The 19,272-nt window shown below is 71.8% G+C and carries 17 protein-coding genes and 1 tRNA gene; 7 read left to right on the top strand and 11 right to left on the bottom strand.

Annotated elements, in window-relative coordinates; all coding sequences use genetic code 11:
- Nucleotides 1–5: 5 nt before the first annotated feature.
- From tatC to GQQ95_RS03055, 7 genes are read right to left on the bottom strand one after another with little or no spacing between them, the layout of a single operon-like run.
- Nucleotides 6–779: a twin-arginine translocase subunit TatC gene (tatC, locus tag GQQ95_RS03085; protein ID WP_157426447.1), complete on the bottom strand. Its 774-nt coding sequence runs from the start codon at nucleotides 777–779 to the stop codon at nucleotides 6–8.
- Nucleotides 780–828: 49 nt separating this feature from the next.
- On the bottom strand, nucleotides 829–1,080 hold the full coding sequence (gene tatA, locus GQQ95_RS03080; RefSeq protein ID WP_157426195.1) for a twin-arginine translocase TatA/TatE family subunit: 252 nt from the start codon (nucleotides 1,078–1,080) through the stop codon (nucleotides 829–831).
- A gap of 60 nt (nucleotides 1,081–1,140) precedes the next feature.
- Nucleotides 1,141–2,130, bottom strand: a complete 990-nt coding sequence (locus GQQ95_RS03075; protein WP_157426194.1) for a helix-turn-helix transcriptional regulator — start codon at nucleotides 2,128–2,130, stop codon at nucleotides 1,141–1,143.
- A complete protein-coding gene (locus GQQ95_RS03070) occupies nucleotides 2,127–3,155 on the bottom strand; it encodes a helix-turn-helix transcriptional regulator (RefSeq protein WP_157426193.1) in 1,029 nt (342 codons plus the stop codon). Before GQQ95_RS03070 ends, GQQ95_RS03075 begins: the two co-directional genes overlap by 4 nt.
- 58 nt (nucleotides 3,156–3,213) lie before the next feature.
- Nucleotides 3,214–4,167 (bottom strand): FKBP-type peptidyl-prolyl cis-trans isomerase, encoded by a 954-nt coding sequence (locus tag GQQ95_RS19745; RefSeq protein WP_157426192.1) that lies wholly within the window; start codon nucleotides 4,165–4,167, stop codon nucleotides 3,214–3,216.
- Between the two features lie 43 nt (nucleotides 4,168–4,210).
- Nucleotides 4,211–5,266 carry a tRNA (adenine-N1)-methyltransferase gene (locus tag GQQ95_RS03060; RefSeq protein ID WP_157426191.1) on the bottom strand — a complete coding sequence of 352 codons (1,056 nt, stop codon included), beginning with the start codon at nucleotides 5,264–5,266 and terminating at the stop codon, nucleotides 4,211–4,213.
- Nucleotides 5,263–5,937: an HAD family hydrolase gene (locus GQQ95_RS03055; RefSeq protein ID WP_246205160.1), complete on the bottom strand. Its 675-nt coding sequence runs from the start codon at nucleotides 5,935–5,937 to the stop codon at nucleotides 5,263–5,265. Before GQQ95_RS03055 ends, GQQ95_RS03060 begins: the two co-directional genes overlap by 4 nt.
- Before the next feature lie 76 nt (nucleotides 5,938–6,013).
- Here GQQ95_RS03055 and GQQ95_RS03050 point away from each other — a divergent pair, with 76 nt between their 5' ends.
- Nucleotides 6,014–6,991, top strand: coding sequence for a PAC2 family protein (locus GQQ95_RS03050; protein WP_246205159.1), 978 nt, complete (start codon nucleotides 6,014–6,016; stop codon nucleotides 6,989–6,991).
- 69 nt (nucleotides 6,992–7,060) lie between these two features.
- Here GQQ95_RS03050 and GQQ95_RS03045 read toward each other — a convergent pair whose 3' ends face one another.
- Both GQQ95_RS03045 and GQQ95_RS03040 read right to left on the bottom strand, forming a co-directional pair.
- Nucleotides 7,061–7,879 carry an undecaprenyl-diphosphate phosphatase gene (locus tag GQQ95_RS03045; RefSeq protein WP_157426190.1) on the bottom strand — a complete coding sequence of 273 codons (819 nt, stop codon included), beginning with the start codon at nucleotides 7,877–7,879 and terminating at the stop codon, nucleotides 7,061–7,063.
- A gap of 43 nt (nucleotides 7,880–7,922) precedes the next feature.
- The gene (locus GQQ95_RS03040) at nucleotides 7,923–9,269 is read right to left on the bottom strand and encodes a M20/M25/M40 family metallo-hydrolase (protein ID WP_157426189.1); all 1,347 of its coding nucleotides are present in this window, start codon (nucleotides 9,267–9,269) and stop codon (nucleotides 7,923–7,925) included.
- Between the two features lie 207 nt (nucleotides 9,270–9,476).
- On the opposite strand from GQQ95_RS03040, the gene GQQ95_RS03035 reads away from it, so the two are divergent.
- The 5 genes from GQQ95_RS03035 to GQQ95_RS03015 all read left to right on the top strand — a co-directional run bounded on the left by GQQ95_RS03035 (nucleotide 9,477) and on the right by GQQ95_RS03015 (nucleotide 16,633).
- Nucleotides 9,477–9,560: transfer RNA gene (locus tag GQQ95_RS03035), tRNA-Leu, on the top strand.
- A gap of 203 nt (nucleotides 9,561–9,763) precedes the next feature.
- On the top strand, nucleotides 9,764–10,579 hold the full coding sequence (locus GQQ95_RS03030) for a hypothetical protein (protein WP_157426188.1): 816 nt from the start codon (nucleotides 9,764–9,766) through the stop codon (nucleotides 10,577–10,579).
- Nucleotides 10,576–12,222 (top strand): DNA polymerase Y family protein, encoded by a 1,647-nt coding sequence (locus GQQ95_RS03025; RefSeq protein ID WP_157426187.1) that lies wholly within the window; start codon nucleotides 10,576–10,578, stop codon nucleotides 12,220–12,222. Before GQQ95_RS03030 ends, GQQ95_RS03025 begins: the two co-directional genes overlap by 4 nt.
- A 31-nt stretch (nucleotides 12,223–12,253) precedes the next feature.
- Nucleotides 12,254–15,748: an error-prone DNA polymerase gene (locus GQQ95_RS03020; RefSeq protein WP_157426186.1), complete on the top strand. Its 3,495-nt coding sequence runs from the start codon at nucleotides 12,254–12,256 to the stop codon at nucleotides 15,746–15,748.
- Between the two features lie 9 nt (nucleotides 15,749–15,757).
- Complete coding sequence (locus GQQ95_RS03015; RefSeq protein ID WP_157426185.1) at nucleotides 15,758–16,633, top strand: DUF3097 domain-containing protein; 876 nt, start codon at nucleotides 15,758–15,760, stop codon at nucleotides 16,631–16,633.
- 18 nt (nucleotides 16,634–16,651) lie between these two features.
- On the opposite strand, the gene GQQ95_RS03010 is transcribed toward GQQ95_RS03015, so the two are convergent.
- The gene (locus tag GQQ95_RS03010; RefSeq protein WP_212275249.1) at nucleotides 16,652–17,401 is read right to left on the bottom strand and encodes an SDR family oxidoreductase; all 750 of its coding nucleotides are present in this window, start codon (nucleotides 17,399–17,401) and stop codon (nucleotides 16,652–16,654) included.
- Nucleotides 17,402–17,625: 224 nt separating this feature from the next.
- On the opposite strand from GQQ95_RS03010, the gene GQQ95_RS03005 reads away from it, so the two are divergent.
- On the top strand, nucleotides 17,626–18,732 hold the full coding sequence (locus tag GQQ95_RS03005) for a VIT1/CCC1 transporter family protein (RefSeq protein ID WP_157426183.1): 1,107 nt from the start codon (nucleotides 17,626–17,628) through the stop codon (nucleotides 18,730–18,732).
- Between the two features lie 55 nt (nucleotides 18,733–18,787).
- On the opposite strand, the gene GQQ95_RS03000 is transcribed toward GQQ95_RS03005, so the two are convergent.
- Nucleotides 18,788–19,264, bottom strand: coding sequence for an Lrp/AsnC family transcriptional regulator (locus GQQ95_RS03000; RefSeq protein WP_157426182.1), 477 nt, complete (start codon nucleotides 19,262–19,264; stop codon nucleotides 18,788–18,790).
- Nucleotides 19,265–19,272 lie beyond the last annotated feature (8 nt).

Raw genomic sequence — 19,272 nt, 5'->3', positions numbered from 1 at the left:
TCAGCCTAGACAGCCGCGCCGAACTCCTCGCGGTTTCGGCGCTCGACACGGCGATCGTGCAGGTGGGCGATGAACCACGCCAGGAAGTACAGCCCGATCATGGGGATCGCGAGCATGAACATGGACACCACGTCGGCCGACGGGGTCGCGATGGCCGTGAAGAGGACGATCACGAGGATGGCGATGCGCCAGGACTTGATGATCGACGCGGCCGTGATGACCCCCGCGAAGTTCAGGAGCACGATGAAGACGGGCAGCACGAAGGCGATGCCGATCGCGATCACGAGCTTCTGCACGAAGTCGAGGTATTCCTTCGCGGTCAGCAGGCTCTCGCCGCCCTCGGGGACGAAGCTCGTCATGAGCCGCACGATGTTCGGGAGCACGAACCATCCGGCGGCGCATCCGGCCAGGAACAGCGGGATCGCGGATGCGAAGAAGCCCAGCGTGAAGCGTCGCTCTCGGGTGTTCAGCCCGGGCACCAGGAAGGCGAAGATCTGGTACAGCCAGACCGGACTCGAGATCACGATGCCGATGGTGAAGGCGAGTTGCAGGCGCAGGTCGAATGCGCTCGAGATCGTCGGGAAGACGATGCTCGTTCCGCCGGGAGCGCCTTCGGCACCATGGCCCTGGGCTTCCGCGGCCTTCAGCACCGGGTCCTGGATGGCGTCCCAGACGAACAGGTCGGTGAGGATCCAACCCACGATCGCGCCCGCCACGATCGCGATCGCCGCGATGAAGAGTCTCTTGCGGAGCTCGATCAGATGCGCGCCGAGCGACATCCGCCGCTCGCGGTTCTTCTCTCCGCGAGCCGTGGTCGCGGACATCGGGTCAGGCGCCCGAGGACGGATCGGGCTTCTTCGTGCCCTCGGCCGTGGTCGCCGCGGGCTTGGCCACGGCGTCGTCGCCGGCGTCGGTCGCGGTGCCGGCCTTCTCGGAGTCGGGGTCGCGAACCTCGGACTTGAGGATCTTCATCGACTGCCCGAGGCTCCGCGCGAGCGCCGGAAGCTTCGGCGCGCCGAAGAGCAGGAGGATGATGACCAGGATGATCAGGAAGTGCCATCCGGTGAGGTTTGCGAACATGCGGCGTCCAATTCTGACGGGGATGTGGCTGCCACTCTACCTGTTCGGAGTGACGACGACTCACGACTCGGGGACGGATGTCTCCTCGTAGCCACGAAGTCCTGCCGACGCCCACTCGGCCACGGCCGCACGCGCGTCGGCCGGCGCCACGACCGTCACGAGACCAGGCAGACCCGCGACCAGGCGCTTGAGGCCGTGCACGTGCGCGAGGCGGAGGGTCACGCGCAGCCGGTCGCCGACCGGTTGCGATGAGGAATCCGCCAGGTAGTCGGCCAGCAGGGGCAGCGCCTCGGCCGCGACGTCGACGACGACGTCGAGGTCGGAGGACGAGCCCTGGAAGAGCGTCTCGGGCACCTCGAGGCCCGCGTGGTCGCCCACGGGCTCGTCGGTCACGAGGACCGAGCTCATGCGGTCGACGCGGAAGTTGCGGACGTCCTCACGGGTGTGGCAGTAGGCCTGCAGGTACCAGTCGGCGTCCTGCGAGAGGATGCGCAGCGGGTCGGCACGTCGCCGGCCCGCCTCGCCTCGCGCGTTCAGGTAGTCGAACTCGAGCTGCCGGCCGCTCGTGATCGCCTCGCGGATGCGCGCGAGGGAGGCATCCGCAGCGGGCTCGGCGACGGCGAGACCCGAGGGCGTCGCCGACGCGCCGGCCCGCAGCTTCGCCATGAGCGAGGCCAGGGCGCTGCTGTCGGCGTTCTCGGGCAGCGCGGCGAGGTACTGCAGGCCCGCGATGAGCGCCGCCGCCTCGCGTGCGGCCAGGCGCGGGGCCTCGTCGATCGCGACGTGGTGGACGATGACGATCTCGTCGCCCTCCTCGAACGCGTCCCAGTCGATGTCGAAGAGGTCGTTCGACTGGTAGGTGCCCGTGTCGCCGGGCAGGCCCGACATCGCGATGAGGCGGACCGCCTCGCGGATCTGCTCCTCGGGCACGCCGAAGTGCGCCGCGGCCTCATCGACGCCGACCACCTGCTGCTCGATGAGGTAGGGCACGAGGGAGAGCAGGAACACGAGCTTGTCCGGCGCCCGGAGCGCCTGGCGGCGCGGACTCATCGGCCGGCCTCCGATCCGGTGGCGGCGTGGGCCTCGGCGACGATGCGGAGGCGGTCGCGCACGGCGTCGCGGAGCGACTCGGGGGTGAGGACGCGGACCTCGGGGCCGTAGGCGGCGAGCTCGTCGGCGAAGGCGTCGACATCGGTGAAGTGCAGGCGGATGACGCCCGCATCCTCGTCACCGCGCACCGCGCGCTTGCCGAGCCGGACCTCCGCGTCGCTGCCGGCCGTGACGGCGAGGTCCGCGGCATTGCTCAGGCGCAACTCGTCGAGTTCGGCGAGGATGCGGTCCTGCACGCCCTCGGGCGGTGCGTCGAAGCTCGTGCTCGCGAGGATCTCGACCGGGCCGACGATGCGCGAGAGCAGGAACGTGCGCAGCCCGTCGGCGTCCACATCGAGGCCGTGCAGGTGCCAGCGGCCCTCGTGCAGCACGACGGCATACGGGTTGACCCGACGACGACGCGGGGCGACTTCGCCCGGTTTGAGGTACTGGAAGCGCACCTGCTGGCGTCGATCGAGCGCCATCCGCAGCGGTTCGAACGCGGCATCGCGCACCCGCAGCCTCGGGGCGTAGCCGATGACCGGCTCGCGCGGCTCGATGCCGAGGCCGCGGATCTTGGTGAGCGCTCTGCGGGAGTCCTCGGAGAGCGAGACGCCGCGCCAGACCTCCCCCGCCAGGCCGAGCAGCGCGAGCTCGTCGGGCGTGAAGCGGACCTCGTCCGGCAGGTCGTACTGGCCCTTGGGGATGCGGTAGCGCAGGGCCTGGTTGTCGCCCGGTCGATCCGGCGACTCGACGGTCTCGAGCGGGATGCCGAGTTCGCGGATCTCGTCCTTGTCGCGCTCGAACTGGCGCTCGAGGTTCGCGTTGCCGCCGTGCCGGTCGTAGCGCTCGGCGTAGCCGCGCACGGTCGAGAGGATCTCGGCCTTCAGCAGCCCCGTCTCGGTCGCGAGGAGGGCGAGGACCAGCGAGAACAGGCGGTCCTCGACCGGGATCCTCACGTCTGGCTTCGCTCGCGCACCGGTCACAGGAGCGATCTTACCCACGCCTGCGCGCCCGGTCGCCCGGTCGCGCGAGGACGCCGGATCAGATCACGCCCAGGATGTCGATGACGAAGAAGAGCGTCGACCCGGCCGGGATCTGGGCATTCCCCTGATCGCCATAGCCCTCGGCCGGAGGGATGATCACGCCGACCTGCGAACCGACCTTCTGGCCGATGATCGCCTTGGAGAAGCCGGGGATCACCTGCGCGTCCTCGCCGACGGTGAACGTGGCCGGTGCGCCGTTCTCCCAGCTCGAGTCGAAGACGGTGCCCTCGTCCCACAGGACGCCGGTGTAGTTGACAACGACGGTGTCGCCGTCTTCGACGACCTCGCCCGAGCCCTCGAGCAGGGTCTCCTGCTGAAGTTCCTCCGGTGCGTCGGCCTTCGGCACCGTGATGCCCGGGCGGCCGTCGGGTGCGAGGACGACGGCCGGGAAGCCGTCGCGCGTGAGCTGAGGTGTTCCGTCGGCGCGCGGCGGGAACGCCCGCGTGACGTCCATCACGAGCACGAGGCTGTCGGTCGGCTCGACCTGCAGCGACGGGTTGCCGTTCGGTCCGAAGCCGTCCTCCGGGGGGATGACCACGGCGACCCGTGAGCCCTCACGTGCGCATGTGAGCGCCTTCGTGAAGCCGACCATCGGCTGGTTGTTCGCCGCGATCGGCACGGGGCCGGTCTCGTCGAACCCCTGCGTGGCGATCTCCTCGCCGGTGGCCCCGTTGTAGACGGCGAACCCGACCAGTGCCAACTGGCCCTCGGCGAGCACCGGTCCGGTGCCCTCGACGATCACGCTGCACTGCGACTCGGTCGGTTCGAGCGGGGTCGGGAAGGAGGCCTTCGGCTGCTCGCCGAAGTCGCCGGTGACGGCGACCGCCTCGGACGACCTGCCGGAGGTCGCTCCCGGGCTCGACGCCTCGTCGGAGGCGGGCGTCGAGGCGCAGCCGGTGAGGGCGACGGCGACGAGGCCGGCCGTGGCGATGAGCGCGAGGGACGAGCGCACAGATCCTCGATTCTTCGTGGGTCTCGGGAGGGACGGGAGAAGCCTACTCAACTTCGGTCGAGGGTTCGGTCGGAGCGTCCGCGAGGTCGTCGCCGTCGGATGCGGAACCGTGATCGCCGTCCCGCGAACGCGTGGCCGCGGCGTCCGCCGCCCGCACGCGACGGCGGAGCGCCTTGTCGCTGACCTGGCGCTCACCGAGCGCGCCGGGGGTCCAGGCCTCGACGTCCTCGTCGCTGAACTCGGTCTTGGACGGGCGTCGCTTCAGCTCGGGGAGGATCGTGTCAGGCGCGAGCCTGCGTGCCGTGAGCAGGAAGCCGGTATGCGCGATCATGCGGTGATCGGGCCGGACGGCGAGGCCCTGCACGTGCCATCCGCGGACCATCGTCTCGGAGGACTGCGGTTCGGTGTACTGACCCGTCGCGCGGATCGCCTCGGCGACCCGGGACAGTTGGGTGGCCGTGGCGATGTAGCAGAGCAGCACGCCGCCCGGCTTCAGCGCGGTCGAGACCGCGTCGAGGCACTCCCAGGGGGCGAGCATGTCGAGCACGACGCGGTCGGCGGATGCCTCGGGCGCGACGTCGGGGAGGACCTCCGCGAGGTCGCCGAGGGTGATGGACCAGTTCTCGGGGTCGGCGCCGTGGAAGGTCGCGACGTTGTCGCGCGCGACGCTCGCGAAGTCCTCGCGGCGCTCGAACGAGAGGAGGCGCCCGGCGGGACCGATGGCGCGGAGCAACCACAACGAGAGCGCGCCCGAGCCGACTCCGGCCTCGACCACGGTCGCCCCGGGGAAGATGTCGGCCTGCGCGAGGATCTGCGCGGCATCCTTCGGGTAGACGATCGCGGCGCCGCGCGGCATCGACATGACGAAGTCGCTCAGCAGCGGGCGGAGCGCGAGGTACTCGATGCCGACCTGGTTCTTCACGACCGACCCGTCGGGCCGGCCGATGAGGTCGTCGTGGGCGAGCAGGCCCTTGTGGGTGTGGAACATCTTGCCCGACTCGAGGGTGATGGTGTGCATGCGGCCCTTCGGGCCCGTCAGCTGCACGCGATCGCCGACGAGGAAGGGGCCGCTGCGCTCGCCCCGGCTCTGCTCGCTCATGCGGTTGCCTTTCGTGATTCGGTCAGGGCCGCGACGTCGGCGACCGTGCGGCCGTCGAGGCTGGACCAGAGCACGCTCGCGGGAGACCCGTCGAGCGAGACGATGTTGGGGATGCCGACCGTGATCGCACCGGCAGCCGCCGCAGAGGCGACGCCCGTGGGCGAGTCCTCGAAGGCCACGCAGTCGGCGATGTCGACGCCGAGCTCCCCCGCTGCCGTCAGGTACGGCTCCGGATGCGGCTTCGGATTCGTCACGGAGTCGCCGGTCACGATCGCGTCGAACGCGTGGAACGGGATCTCCTTGATGACGTCATCGGCCATCGCCCGGACCGACATGGTCACGAGCGCCGTCGGGACGGATGCCTCGCGGAGCGCGAGGAGCAGTTCGCGGGCGCCCGGCCGCCACGGCACGCCGAACTCGTGCAGCTGCTGCCGCACGCGCTCCGTGAGCCAGGCCACGATCGCGTCCGCGTCGAGCTCGACGCCGAGGTCCTGGAAGATCTTCGCCGACTCCCAGAGGCCGCTGCCGACCAGCTGGAGCGCGTCTTCGTGGGTCCAGGTCCCGCCGAACGACCCGACGAGCTCCTCTTCGGCGGCCATCCAGTACGGTTCGGTGTCGACGAGGGTTCCGTCCATGTCCCAGAGGGCGGCGGCGGGATGGCGTGTGGTCACGACCGTCAAGTCTACGGGGCACGGCCTATTCTGGAGTTGACCCGGCCTCCGCCGGGCGGAGAGTGGGGCACCAGGCGTGGATCAAGCGGCCGGATTCGAGGGCGGACGACTGCTCGTGGTCGCGTTCGAGGGGTGGAACGACGCCGGCGAGGCGGCGACCGGGGCTGCGAAGCTGCTCTCCGAGCGGCTCGGGCTCGTCGAGATCGTCGCGGTCGACCCCGAGCTCTACTTCGACTACCAGTTCACGAGGCCCACCGTGGTGCAGACCGACGACGGCTCTCGTCGCATCGAGTGGCCAGGTGCGGCGCTGTACGGCCCCGCCGACCGCCCGCCGCTCCTCCCCCAGGACCAGCCGTTCGACCCGTCCGCGGTCGACGAGGACGAGCGCGTCAGCGGGCCGGGCGCCGACACGTTGCACGTGCTGCTCGGCGCCGAACCGGCACGGAGCTGGAAGGGCTTCGCCGCAGAACTCGTCGACCAGGCGCTCGCCGCCGACATCGAGGGCGTGGTCCTGCTGGGCGCGATGCTGGCGGACGCCCCGCACACGAGGCCCCTCTCGGTCTTCGCCTCGAGCGAGAACCGGGAGATCCGGGATCGGCTCGGGCTCGAGCGCTCGAGCTACGAGGGACCGGTCGGCATCCTCAGCGTCATCGCCGACCAGGCCGAGCGCGCCGGGATCCCCACCGTCTCGTTGTGGGCGTCCGTTCCCCACTACGTGCACAACGCGCCCTCACCGAAGGCCGTGCTCGCACTGCTCGGCAAGCTCGAGGAGCTCACCGGCCTCAGCATCCCGAGAGGCACCCTCGAGGAGGAGGCCAAGACCTGGGAGTCCGGGGTCAACGCGCTCGCGGCCGACGACGAGGACATGGCCGGGTACATCGCGCAGCTCGAGCAGGCACGTGACGCCGTCGACGCCCCCGAGGCGAGCGGCGAGGCGATCGCGCAGGAGTTCGAGCGCTATCTGCGCCGCCGTGGCGACGGTCCCGACGGGCGCGGCGAGCCGCCCCGCGGCGAGGGGCCGCGCGACGACCCCCGGCGTCCGCGCGACGCCTGATCGCGGCATCCGCTCGCCTCCCGTGGGCGACGGTCGATCCGTGCATCGCCGCGTCGCGGCATCCGGCGGTCAGGGCTGGATGGCGCCCGTGCCGAGCAGGATGAACAGCGTGGTGCCGAGCAGCACCCGGTAGATCACGAACGGCAGGAAGCTGCGCTTGGAGATGTAGCTCATGAAGAACGCGATCACCAGCAGACCGACGACGAAGGCGACGAGGGTCGCCGCGCCGGTCTCCACGAGGTTGTAGACCGACGGCTCGCCCCAGCTCTTGGCGAGCTGGTACAGCCCGCTGCCGAAGACCGCGGGGATCGCGAGCAGGAATGCGTACCTGGCCGCCGCCGCGCGCTCGTAGCCGAGGAAGAGGCCGGCGGTGATGGTGCCGCCCGACCGCGAGACGCCGGGGATGAGCGCGAGCGCCTGCGCGAACCCGAAGATGATGCCGTGGCCGACGGTGAGGTCGTCGAGCTTGCGGCGCTTCGCGCCCGCCCAGTCGGCCAGCCCGAGGATCAGGCCGAAGACGACCAGCATCGTCGCCACGATCCAGAGGGAACGGAACGTCGTCTCGATCTCGTCCTGGAACAGCAGGCCGAGCACGACGATCGGGATCGAGCCGACGATGATGAGCCAGCCCATGCGGGCGTCGGGGTCGTTGCGGGGCACGCGACGCGTGAGCGAGCCGAACCAGCGCGAGATGATGCGCACGATGTCGCGCCAGAAGTAGACCACGACGGCCGTCTCGGTGCCGAGCTGGGTGATGGCGGTGAACGCCGCTCCGGGGTCTTGGGCGCCTGGCAGGAACTCCCCGAGGATGCGCAGATGGGCGCTGGAGGAGATCGGGAGGAACTCGGTGAGTCCCTGGACGAAACCGAGGATGAGCGCTTCGATCACGTGGGTGCCGCCTTCTCTCTCCGGCTACCCGGAGTTCAGACCGTCAGTAGTCGAGGAGCAGGTCGCGGAGGACCTGTCTACCGAAGACTAGTGCGTCCAGTGGCACGCGTTCATCGACCCCGTGGAACATCGCCGGGAAGTCGAGGCCGTCCGGGAGGCGCAGCGGGGCGAACCCGTACCCGCTGATGCCGAGCCGGCTGAGCGACTTGTTGTCGGTGCCGCCCGAGAGCAGGTACGGGAAGACGGGCGCTCCGGGGTCGTGCGCGTGGATCGCCCGGTGCACGGCATCGACGAGCGCGCCGGAGGTCGGCGACTCGAGTCCGACGTCGCGGTGCACGATCTGGATCTCGATGTCGTCGCCGGCGATTCGGGCGATCTCGGCGAGCACCTGCTCCTCCTCGCCCGGCAGGGTCCGGATGTCGACCAGCGCCTCGGCGCGGTCGGGGATGACGTTGTGCTTGTACCCGGCCTCGAGGCCGGTCGGGTTCGAGGTCGTGCGCAGCGTGGCCGTGATGAAGCCGGACGCCGATCCTGTCGCGAGGGCGAGCTCGTCGGGCGAGACCTGCTCGGGGTCGACGCCGAGCACGTTCGCGACCTCGCCGAGGAGCTCGCGCGTCGTGTCGGTCAGGCGCACCGGCCACTCGGTCGCGCCGATGCGGGCGATGGCGCCGGCGAGCTTCGTGATCGCGTTGTCGCGGATCAGTCGCGACCCGTGGGCTGCGCGTCCCCGGGCGATGAGGCGCACCCAGAGCAGCGACTTCTCCCCCGTCTGCAGCAGGTAGGCCCGCGTGCCGCCGACCGTGATCGAGTACCCGCCGACCTCGCTGATCGCCTCGGTGGCGCCGGCGAAGAGCTCGGGGTGGTCGTCGACCAGGCGGCTCGCGCCCACGCCGCCGCCCGCCTCCTCGTCGGCGAAGTACGCGACGACGATCTCACGTTCGGGGAGGCGGCCGGATCCGAGGATGTCCCCCAGCGCCGTGAGCATCATGGCGTCCATGTCCTTCATGTCCACCGCGCCGCGGCCCCAGAGCATGCCGTCGCGGATCTCGCCCGCGAAGGGGTCGACGCTCCAGTTGCGCGCATCGGCCGGCACGACGTCGAGGTGGCCGTGCAGCACCAGCGCCGGCTTGTCGGGATTGCGACCGGGCACGCGGGCGACGACGCTCGTGCGACGCGGTTCGGGCTCGAAGAGCTGCGGCTCCAGGCCGAGGGCGCGCAGGTGCGCCTCGACGTATTCGGCGGCCTCGCGTTCGCCCTTCGCCTTGCCCTCGCCGTAGTTCGAGGTGTCGAACCGGATCAGGTCCCGGGCGATGGCCGCGGTCGCCTCGAGTTCGACATCGGGGTCGTGGCCGGGGTCGTGCGCGGGCGTCGGTGCGGATGTCTCGGACATGCCCTTCACCGTAGCCGCCGGGGGCGGTCGGGGCGACGGATGCCGCAACGCGGCGGCATCCGGACACGTGAACGGGCCGCTGATCGGCGCTCGGCGCGTCGGGCCCGGTGGGTGCGCGTTCGGTTCGCGGCCGTGGTCAAACGGACGCTCGGAACCGTGCTAATGTCTTATCTCGTGCCAAGCGAGAGATCGCGAGGCAGACACAACGCGCGGGTGGCGGAAATGGCAGACGCGCTAGCTTGAGGTGCTAGTGCCCTAACGGGCGTGGGGGTTCAAGTCCCCCCTCGCGCACGCGATGTGTCGAGAAGGCCCGGATCGGTTTCGATCCGGGCCTTCTTGCATTCTCCCGACCGCATCCCTGCCGGGCGTCGATTCCTCGTGACGGTGATCTCCGGCCGGTTTCCGGTCGTCCTTCGAGTGCACCTCGAAGGTCGGACGTTCGGCGTGCTCGACTTGCCACATTCGAACATGTGTTCGAAACTGGTGGAGTGACCATGACCGCTCCCCGTTCCGCGCCCGCGCCGCATGCGACGCGCGTCGAGGAGCTGCAGGCCCGCATCCGCGGCATGCAGGCGACGCGCCTCGAGACGAAGGCCGTGCCCACGCACCCGGCCTTCGCCGACGTGCTGCCCGGCGGCACGCTGCGCGAGGGAACGGTCGTGCAGGTCGAGGGGTCGATGACCCTGCTCATGGCTCTGCTCGCGGGCCCGAGCGCCGGCGGCGCGTGGGCCGCGGTGGTCGGCATGCCCGAGTTCGGCGTCGAGGCGGCCTCCCGCTTCGGCATCGCCCTCGAACGACTCGTGCTCGTGCCCGACCCCGGGGCCCAATGGCTCGCGGTCTCCGCGGCGCTCGTCGACGTCATGCCGGTCGTCGCGGTGCGTCCGGCCACGAGGGTCTCCCCCGCCGAGGCGAGCCGCCTGCAGGCGCGGCTCAGGCAGCGCGGCACCACCCTGCTCGTGGCGGGTGCGTGGCCGGGCAGCGACGCCCGGCTCGGGCTCGAGGCCAGCGAATGGCACGGCATCGACCGCGGACACGGCAACCTGGTCGATCGCGAGGTCGTCGTGAACGCGGCCGGTCGCGGGGAGTTCGCGCGCCACGCCCGCTCACGGCTCCGGCTGCCGGGGAGATCGCTCGAGTTCGCGCCGGTGCCGGCCGGACCCGGACCGGCTGAACCCGTGCTCGCACCTGCAGCTGCATCTGCGCCGATCCCGCCGAGGTCGGTCGCCCCGGAGCTCCCCGCCCCGGTGTCGATCGTGCCGCGCCCGATCGCCATCGGACTCGTCGGCCAGGCCCGCAGGAGGGCCGGATGAACGCCGACCTCGGCCGCACGATCGTGCTCTGGTGCCCCGACTGGCCCGTGCACGCCGTGCGTCACGAACTCGGCATCGATCCGTCGGCGGCGATCGCCCTCATCGAGGGCGGCCTCGTGTTCGCCTGCTCCGAGGGGGCGCGACGGCAGGGCGTCCTGCGTGGGCTCAAGCTCCGCGAGGCGCAGCTGCGCTCGCCGGAGCTCATCGTGCACGACTACGACGCCGCGCTCGACGTGCGCGTGTTCGAACCGGTCGTGCGGCGCATCGAGCAGATCGTCCCCGGCGTCCAGGTGGTGCGCCCGGGCACGCTCGCCATGCGGGCACGGGGACCCGCTCGCTACTACGGGAGCGAGCAGGCCGCGGCATCCGCCCTGCTCGCGACGACCGCCGAGCTCGGGCTCGTCGACGTGGGCATCGGCGTGGCCGACGGGCCGTTCGCGGCCGAGCAGGCGGCGAGGGCGACCCGTGCGGGAACCCCGGCGACCGTGGAGCCGGCTGGATCCGGCGCGGCATCCGCGCCACCCTCGGTGAAGATCGTCGCGCCGGGGGCATCCGCCGTGTTCATCGCCCCGCTGTCGGTCTCGCTCGTTGCCGACCCCCGCACCACGACGCTGCTCAACCGGCTCGGCGTGCACACGCTCGGCCAGTTCGCGGCGCTGCCGGAGGTCGACGTGCGCCGGAGGTTCGGCGCTGCGGGCGCGTTCGCGCACGACCGCGCCTCGGGGCGCGAGCAGGCGCGGGTGCTGGCCCGCACTCCCCCGCCCGAGTTCGAGGTCGAGCAGCACTTCGAGCCGCCGCTGGACCGCATCGACCAGCTCGCGTTCGCGTTCCGCATCGGCGCCGAGGAGTTCATCCAGCGCATGCGTGCCGTCCGACTCGTGTGCACGGGCCTGCGGGTCGAGATCGACGACGAACGCGGAGGACACTCGAGTCGCAGCTGGCTGCATCCGCGCTGGTTCACGCCCGCCGACGTCATCGACCGGGTCCGCTGGCAGCTGCAGGGCGCGGGAACCGCCGACACCGGCCTCGCATCGCCGATCGTGCGACTCCGCGTCATCCCCGAGCGCGTCGACTCGACCGGCAACCACGAGGAGGGGCTCTGGGGCGGTGCGCCCGACGAGCGCGTGCACCACGGCCTCACGCGCGTGCAGAGCATGCTCGGGCACGATGCGGTGGTCACGGCATCCGTCGGCGGCGGGCGCATGCTGGCCGACCGGCAGGTGCTCGTGCCGTGGGGCGATCGCGCGCCGGCGCCGGCGCGGGCCGATGACGCCCCGTGGCCGGGCAGCCTGCCCGCGCTCGCGCCGGCGAGCGTGTTCCGCGATCGCCTGCCCGTGGCCCTGCTCGATGCCCGCGGCGCCGTGGTGACGATCGACGACCGCGGGGCGATCTCCTCGCCGCCCGAGCGATTCGCGGTCGGCGAGGCGCTCGCCGCCACCCCGACCACGCGGTCGCGGACCCGCGACGGGTTCGGCGCCGCCCCCGTGCGCGCCTGGGCGGGGCCCTGGCCCGTCGTCGAGCGCTGGTGGGACCCCGAGCACGCCAAGCGCGTGCACCGCTTCCAGATCGTCGACGACGACGGCTGCGCGTGGCTGCTGGTGCGCGACGCCGAGGGCTGGTGGGCCGAGGCGAGGTACGACTGATGGCGCGCAGACGCATGGGCGGGTGGTGCTGATGGGGTGGAACAACCCGGGCATCCCGTGGTCCGAACTCGAACGCCGACTCTCCGACCGGCAGCGGCCGGGGGCGCCGAAGCTCATCGCCGACGGCGGCGACGGTCCCGCGTTCAGCCGCAAGCGGCATCCGTACCGTCCGTCGGAGGGGCTCGAGGCGCCGGCCGGGCCGGTCGTGCCGTACGCCGAGCTGCACGCGCACTCGACGTACAGCTTCCTCGACGGCGCCTCGGCGCCCGAGCAGCTCGTCGAGGAGGCGCACCGGCTCGGGCTCACGGGTCTCGCGATCACCGACCACGACGGGTTCTACGGGGTCGTGCGGTTCGCCGAGGCGGCCGAGAGCTTCCCCGAGCTCGAGACCGTGTTCGGCGCGGAGCTCTCGCTCGGGCTCTCCGCCCCGCAGATGGGGGCGGCCGACCCCGAGGGCGAGCACCTGCTCGTGCTGGCCAGGCAGCAGGAGGGGTACCACCGCCTCGCGAGCGCGATCACCGAGGGGCAGCTCGCCGGCGGCGAGAAGGGGCGCCCGGTGTACTCGCTCGAAGCCCTCGCCGAGCATGCAGGCGATGAATGGATCATCCCCACCGGATGCCGCAAGGGAATGGTTCGGCGTGCGCTCGCGACCGAGGGGCCGGATGCCGCGTGGCGCGAGCTCGACCGCCTGATCGCCCTGTTCGGCCGCGACCACGTCGTCGTCGAGCTCTTCGACCACGGACATCCGCTCGACCAGCAGAACAACGACGTGCTCGCCGAGCTCGCCACGCGCGCCCGGATCCCGCTGCTGGCCACCAACGCCGTGCACTACGCGACCCCTGGCGAGCACCGGCTCGCCTCGGCGCTCGCCGCGGTGCGCGCCAGGCGCAGCCTCGACGAGCTCGACGGCTGGCTTCCGGCATCCGATGGGCTGCACCTGCGCTCGGGGGCCGAGATGGCCGAGCGGTTCGCGCGCTATCCGGGGGCGGTGGCCCGCTCGGCGACGCTCGCCGCCGAGCTCGGGTTCACGCTGCGGAGTGCCAGGCCCAGGCTGCCGAGGCAGGAGGTGCCGGAGGGGCACACGCCCATGAGCTGGCTGCGCGAACTGGTATGGGCGGGCGCCGAGCGCCGGTACCCCGGAATGCCCGAGCACGTGCGCGAGCGGCTCGCACGCGAGCTCGACGTCATCGAGCTGAAGGACTTCCCGGGCTACTTCCTCATCGTGTACGACCTCGTGCGAGAGGCGCGAAGCCGCGGCATCCTGTGCCAGGGCCGTGGCTCGGCGGCGAACTCGGCGGTCTGCTTCGTCCTGGACATCACCGCGGTCGACTCGATCTACTACGGGCTGCCGTTCGAGCGGTTCCTCTCGGCGCTGCGCGACGAGGAGCCCGACATCGACGTGGACTTCGACTCCGACCGTCGCGAGGAGATCATCCAGTACGTCTACGGGAAGTACGGGCGCATGAACGCCGCCCAGGTCGCGAACGTCATCAGCTACCGCCCGAAGGCCGCGGTGCGCGACATGGCGAAGGCGCTCGGCTACTCGACGGGCCAACAGGACGCCTGGACCAGGCAGGTCGAGCGGTGGGGCGCGGTGGTGAGCACCGACGACCACGACATCCCGGCACCCGTGGTCGAGCTCGCCGAGCAGCTGCTGAGCTTCCCCCGGCACCTCGGCATCCACTCGGGCGGCATGGTGCTCACCGACCGTCCCGTCGGCGAGGTGTGCCCCATCGAGCACGCGCGCAAGGAGCACCGCACGGTGCTGCAGTGGGATAAGGACGACTGCGCGTGGATGGGCCTCGTGAAGTTCGACCTGCTCGGCCTCGGCATGCTCGCCGCGCTGCAGTACACGTTCGACCTCGTGCGCGAGCACACGGGCGAGACCTGGGAGCTCGCGACGCTGCCCAAGGAGGAGGCCGCGGTCTACGACATGCTCTGCCGTGCCGACTCGATCGGCGTGTTCCAGGTCGAGTCCCGTGCGCAGATGGGCACCCTCCCCAGGCTGCAGCCCCGCTGCTTCTACGACCTCGTCGTCGAGATCGCGCTCATCCGCCCCGGGCCGGTGCAGGGCGGTGCGGTGCACCCCTACATCCGCCGGCGCACGGGCGAGGAGAAGGTCAGCTACCTGCATCCGAAGCTGGAGCCCGTGCTCGAGCGCACGCTCGGCGTGCCGCTGTTCCAGGAGCAGCTCATGCAGATGGCCGTCGCCGTCGGCAACTGCAGCGCGGCCGACGCGGACCTGCTCCGCCGGGCCATGGGCTCCAAGCGCGGCGTCGAGAAGATCGACCGACTGCGCGCCAAGCTCTACGCGGGCATGGCCGAGAACGGCATCGAGCCCGACGTGGCCGATTCCATCTACGAGAAGATCGAGGCCTTCGCGAACTTCGGCTTCGCCGAGAGCCACGCCCTGAGCTTCGGCCTGCTCGTCTACGCGAGCTCGTGGCTGAAGCTGCACTACCCGGCTGCCTTCCTCGCGGCCCTCCTGCGCGCCCAGCCGATGGGCTTCTACTCGCCGCAGACGCTCACCGCCGATGCCAGGCGACACGGGGTGCAGACGCTGCGGCCCGACATCCTGCGCTCGGGGGTGCATGCCGGGCTCGAGGCGCTCGATGCCGGCGTGTCGGGCGGCCGCGACGGTCCGGCCGGCGCCGACCGCGACGATGCGGGCGGCTCGGCAGGTCACGCGGGCGGCTCCGAAGACGACGGATGCCGCGAGCCGACGGGCATGCCGACGTGCATCGATCCCGTGCAGCCGCCCGTGGGAACGTTCGTCAGGGAGGCACCCGACCGCTCGGCCGAGCACCGCCGCGACGGGGCGTTCGCCGTGCGCCTCGGACTCGCCGACGTCTCCTCGATCGGCATCGCCGTGGCGGAGCGCATCGTCGCCGAGCGCGAGGCTCGCGGGCCCTACCGCGACATGGCGGACGTCTCCCGCCGGGCCGGCCTGTCGGCCGAGCAGCTCGAGGCGCTCGCCGCGGCCGGGGCGTTCACCGGGTTCGACCTCGGGCGCCGCGAGGCGCTCTGGCTCGCCGGCGAGGCCGCGCAGGACCGCGAGGAGTACCTCGCCGGGTCGGTGGTCGTGGTGCAGCCGCCCCTGCTGCCCATGCTCTCCCCCGCCGAGCAGGTGGTCTACGACCTCTGGGCCACGGGCATCTCGCCCGACGACCACCCGATGCGGCACATGCGCGAGCGGCTCGATGCGCGCGGGGTGATGCGGGTCGACCGGCTGCTCCAGGCCGAGAGCGGACGGCGCATCGAGGTTGCCGGCGTGGTCACGCATCGCCAGCGCCCGGCGACCGCCAGCGGCATCACCTTCATGAACCTCGAGGACGAGTCGGGCACCGTCAACGTGATCGCCGGGGTCGGCGTGTGGCAGCGCTATCGGCGCATCGCGCGGGAGGCGCCGGCGATGATTATCCGCGGCATCCTCGAACGCTCCGACCAGGGGGTCGTGAACCTCGTCGCCGACCGGTTCGAACGGCTCACCGTGTCGGCGCCCCTGCGCTCCCGCGACTTCCGTTAGCCTCGTCCGGTGCCTGCCTCGACCCACGCCCCGAACGGACCCGACCGCTACGGAGACGACGTGCTCGCCGGCGACTGGCGGGCGGCAGGGCGGCGCGTCATCCCGACCGTCGAGGCCGAACGCGACCTCGTCGTCGAGCTCGCCGCCGACGGGTACTGCGGCGCCGTGGTGGCGGTCGATGCGCAGCACGTGACCCTCGAGGACCGCTTCGGCAAGACGCGCATGTTCCCGCTCGGCCACGGCTTCCTCGTCGACGGGGCGGCCGTGCAGCTGGTGCGTCCGAAGCCCAAGGCGCCGACCGGCCGGCTCCGCACCGCCTCCGGATCGTTCGCGGTCGACGCGGCCCAGGCGAAGGCGCGGGTCGCCCTGCCCAGCCGCATCTTCGTCGAGGGCCGTCACGACGCCGAACTCGTCGAGAAGGTCTGGGGTGCCGACCTCCGCGTCGAGGGCGTCGTCGTCGAGTACCTCGAGGGCGTCGACGTGCTCGCCGAGCAGCTCGACGAGTTCCGGCCCGGCCCGGGGCGCCGTGCGGGCATCCTCGTCGACCACCTCGTGCCCGGCTCCAAGGAGCAGCGCATCGCCGACGCCGTCATGCGCGGCCCCCATCGTGCGAACGTGCTCGTGGTGGGGCATCCGTACATCGACGTCTGGCAGGCCGTGAAGCCGGCCCGCGTGGGCCGCGAGGAATGGCCCGTCATCCCCCGCGGCACCGAGTGGAAGCACGGCATCTGCGAGGCGTTCGGCTGGCCCCACGCCGAGCAGGCCGACATCGCACGCGCCTGGCAGCGCATCCTCGGGCAGGTGCGCGGCTACGGCGACCTGGAGCCGGCGCTCCTCGCCCGTGTCGAGGAGCTCATCGACTTCGTGACCGCTCCCGGCGCCTGAGGGGCGAGCCCGGCCGGGTCAGACCGAGAAGCCGCCGTCGCTCATGATCAGTTGTCCCGAGACCCAACGGCCGTCCTCGGACAGCAGGAACCGAACGAGCCTGGCCGCATCCTCGGGCGTCCCGAGCCGGCCGCTCGGCTGGTGCGCGGTGAGCGCCTCGCGGGTCGCGTCGTCCATCCAGCCGGTGTCGACGGGCCCGGGGTTGATGAGGTTCGCCGTGATCCCGAGCGGAGCCAACTCGCGCGCTGCGGCGACGACGATGCGGTCCAGCGCCCCCTTGCTCGCACCGTACGGGAGATTGCCCACCGTGTGATCGCTCGTGAGCGCGACGACACGGCCGCCGCCGGCGACCTGACCGGCGAATGCGCGGATGAGCAGCCATGCCGCCCTCGTGTTCACCGCGAAGTGCCGGTCGAAGCTCTCGAGCGTGGTGTCGAGGATGCCGGAGTCCACGCTCTCGGCATGCGACAGCACGATCGCGTCGATCGTTCCGAGCCGATGGCCGATGTCGGCGATGAGCCGGTCGGGCGTCTCCGGGTCCGCGAGATCCGCCTCGATGGCGATCGCGCGCCGCCCGAGCGCCCGGACCGCGGCCTCGAGGCGCTCGGGGTCGCGTTCGGGATCCGATCCGAGGGGTACCCGGCGCTCGTACGCCCGCCAGTGGGTGAACGCGACGTCCCAGCCCTCACGGGCGAGCTCGAGCACGATGGCGTGCCCGATGCCGTTGGACCGCCCGACGCCGGTCACGAGTGCGATGCGAGGACTCATCCTCCCCATGCTGGCAGAACTACGAGGGCTCGCCCGCACTGCGGGTTCCCTCCGCCGCCCCGCGACCGGGCTTCTCGTGTTCGGCACTCCGAAATGCTGCCAAGAACGCGGAATCGAGCGGATGCCGCGCCCGGCGCGGATATCGTGGGGCGAGGCCGCACGCGCGGCCGATGTCGTGATGATGCGGGAACGTGCCGCGCACGGTCCCAGACGGATGTGGATCGATGGGTCAGACCGAGACTGACGGAGTGCACGGCAGTGCCGCCGACCGGGCGCGATGGCGGCGCTACCTCGCCGACGAGCGCGCCGAGGCGGTCGTCTACCGCGAGCTGGCCGCGCGACGGACCGGCGAGGAGCGTGCCATCCTGCTCGCCCTCGCCGCCGCCGAGGGCCGCCACGAGGCGCACTGGCTGCGACTGCTCGGCGACGCCGGGACGACCGTTCCGCGGGCCGACCTCAGGACGCGGCTGCTGGGATGGTTCGCGCGTCGGTTCGGGTCGATCTTCGTGCTCGCGCTCGCCCAGCAGGCGGAGGCGCGTTCGCCGTACAGCAACGATCCCGACGCGACGCCGGCCATGGCCGCCGACGAGCGCATCCACGGCGAGGTCGTGCGCGGGCTGGCGGCGCGCGGCCGGCGCCGGCTCGCCGGAACCTTCCGCGCAGCCGTGTTCGGGGCCAACGACGGACTCGTCTCCAACCTCGCCCTGGTGCTCGGCATCGGCGCCACCGGCGTTCCCGCGTCGGTCGTGCTCTTCACGGGCATCGCGGGCCTCCTGGCCGGGGCGCTCTCGATGGGCGCCGGCGAGTACGTGTCCGTGCGGTCCCAGCGCGAGCTGCTCGCGGCATCCGCCCCCGACCCGACCGCGCGCGAGGCGCTCATCGACCTCGACATCGACGCGAACGAACTCGCACTCGTCTATCGCGCCCGCGGCATGGGCGACGCCGAGGCGCAGGACCAGGCGGCCAGGGTCGTCGCACGCGTGCAGGCAGCGGGCGCGCTCGCCACGGCGCCCTCCGATGCCCTCGCAATCCCCGAGGACGACGACGATGCGATCGGCACGGGCCTCGCGGCCGCCGTCTCGAGCTTCCTCTTCTTCGCCTCCGGCGCGCTCATCCCGGTGCTGCCGTGGATCTTCGGCATGAGCGGGCTGCCCGCCACGATCCTCGCGACCGTGCTCGTGAGCATCGCCCTCGTCATCACCGGTGCCACCGTGGGCGTGCTCTCCGGCGCCTCCCCCGTGAAGCGGGCACTCCGGCAGCTCGGCATCGGCCTCGGCGCCGCCGCCGTCACGTATGTGCTCGGACTGGCATTCGGAACGACGATCGCCTGAGTCCGTCGCCGCGCGGCCACACGGCGCGCGATGGGTCGCGCGGCGTGCACCATCGTCAGCCGACGAGCTTGTCCCAGCCGTCGCCGTCGACGTGCTCGAAGATCAGGTTCGTCTCGGTGTGGGCGACGGCGGGGTGGCCGGTGAGATGCGCGAGCACGAATTCGCGGAGCTCCTCGGCGTCGCGGGCGGCCACGTGCAGGAGATAATCCTCGGCGCCGGCCATGTGGTACACCGAGATGACGCCCGGAAGGTGCGGCACCTGCGATCGGAACGCGTCGATCTCCGAGCGGTCGTGCTTCACGAGCCGGATGGCGATGAGCGCCTGCAGCGACACCCCGAGCGAGGCGAGGTCGACCTCGACGCGGTATCCGCGGACCGTGCCGAGGGCCTGCAGCCGGCGCAGGCGCAACGAGACCGTGGACTCGGCGACGCCGACCTCGGCCGCGAGGGCCGCTCCCGACGCGCGGGCGTTGCCGGACAGGGCTCGGAGCAGCGCGCGGTCGACGCGGTCCAGTTCGGGCTTCTCGGCCATGCGGGTGC

This window comes from Agromyces salentinus (assembly GCF_009749395.1).
GTDB classification, from domain to species: Bacteria; Actinomycetota; Actinomycetes; order Actinomycetales; family Microbacteriaceae; genus Agromyces; species Agromyces salentinus.
The sequence above is the reverse complement of the archived record's forward strand: the minus strand, read 5'-3'. Positions and strand labels throughout refer to the sequence as shown.

Excerpts from the sequence above, each read along its gene's own strand:
- GQQ95_RS03000 (WP_157426182.1), bottom strand. The coding sequence starts at position 19,264 with ATGGCCGAGAAGCCCGAACTGGACCGCGTCGACCGCGCGCTGCTCCGA.
- GQQ95_RS03025 (WP_157426187.1), top strand. The coding sequence starts at position 10,576 with ATGAACGCCGACCTCGGCCGCACGATCGTGCTCTGGTGCCCCGACTGG.
- GQQ95_RS03030 (WP_157426188.1), top strand. The coding sequence starts at position 9,764 with ATGACCGCTCCCCGTTCCGCGCCCGCGCCGCATGCGACGCGCGTCGAG.
- GQQ95_RS03075 (WP_157426194.1), bottom strand. The coding sequence starts at position 2,130 with ATGAGTCCGCGCCGCCAGGCGCTCCGGGCGCCGGACAAGCTCGTGTTC.
- GQQ95_RS03005 (WP_157426183.1), top strand. The coding sequence starts at position 17,626 with ATGGGTCAGACCGAGACTGACGGAGTGCACGGCAGTGCCGCCGACCGG.
- GQQ95_RS03020 (WP_157426186.1), top strand. The coding sequence starts at position 12,254 with ATGGGGTGGAACAACCCGGGCATCCCGTGGTCCGAACTCGAACGCCGA.
- GQQ95_RS03060 (WP_157426191.1), bottom strand. The coding sequence starts at position 5,266 with ATGAGCGAGCAGAGCCGGGGCGAGCGCAGCGGCCCCTTCCTCGTCGGC.
- GQQ95_RS03010 (WP_212275249.1), bottom strand. The coding sequence starts at position 17,401 with ATGAGTCCTCGCATCGCACTCGTGACCGGCGTCGGGCGGTCCAACGGC.
- tatA (WP_157426195.1), bottom strand. The coding sequence starts at position 1,080 with ATGTTCGCAAACCTCACCGGATGGCACTTCCTGATCATCCTGGTCATC.
- GQQ95_RS03040 (WP_157426189.1), bottom strand. The coding sequence starts at position 9,269 with ATGTCCGAGACATCCGCACCGACGCCCGCGCACGACCCCGGCCACGAC.
- tatC (WP_157426447.1), bottom strand. The coding sequence starts at position 779 with ATGTCGCTCGGCGCGCATCTGATCGAGCTCCGCAAGAGACTCTTCATC.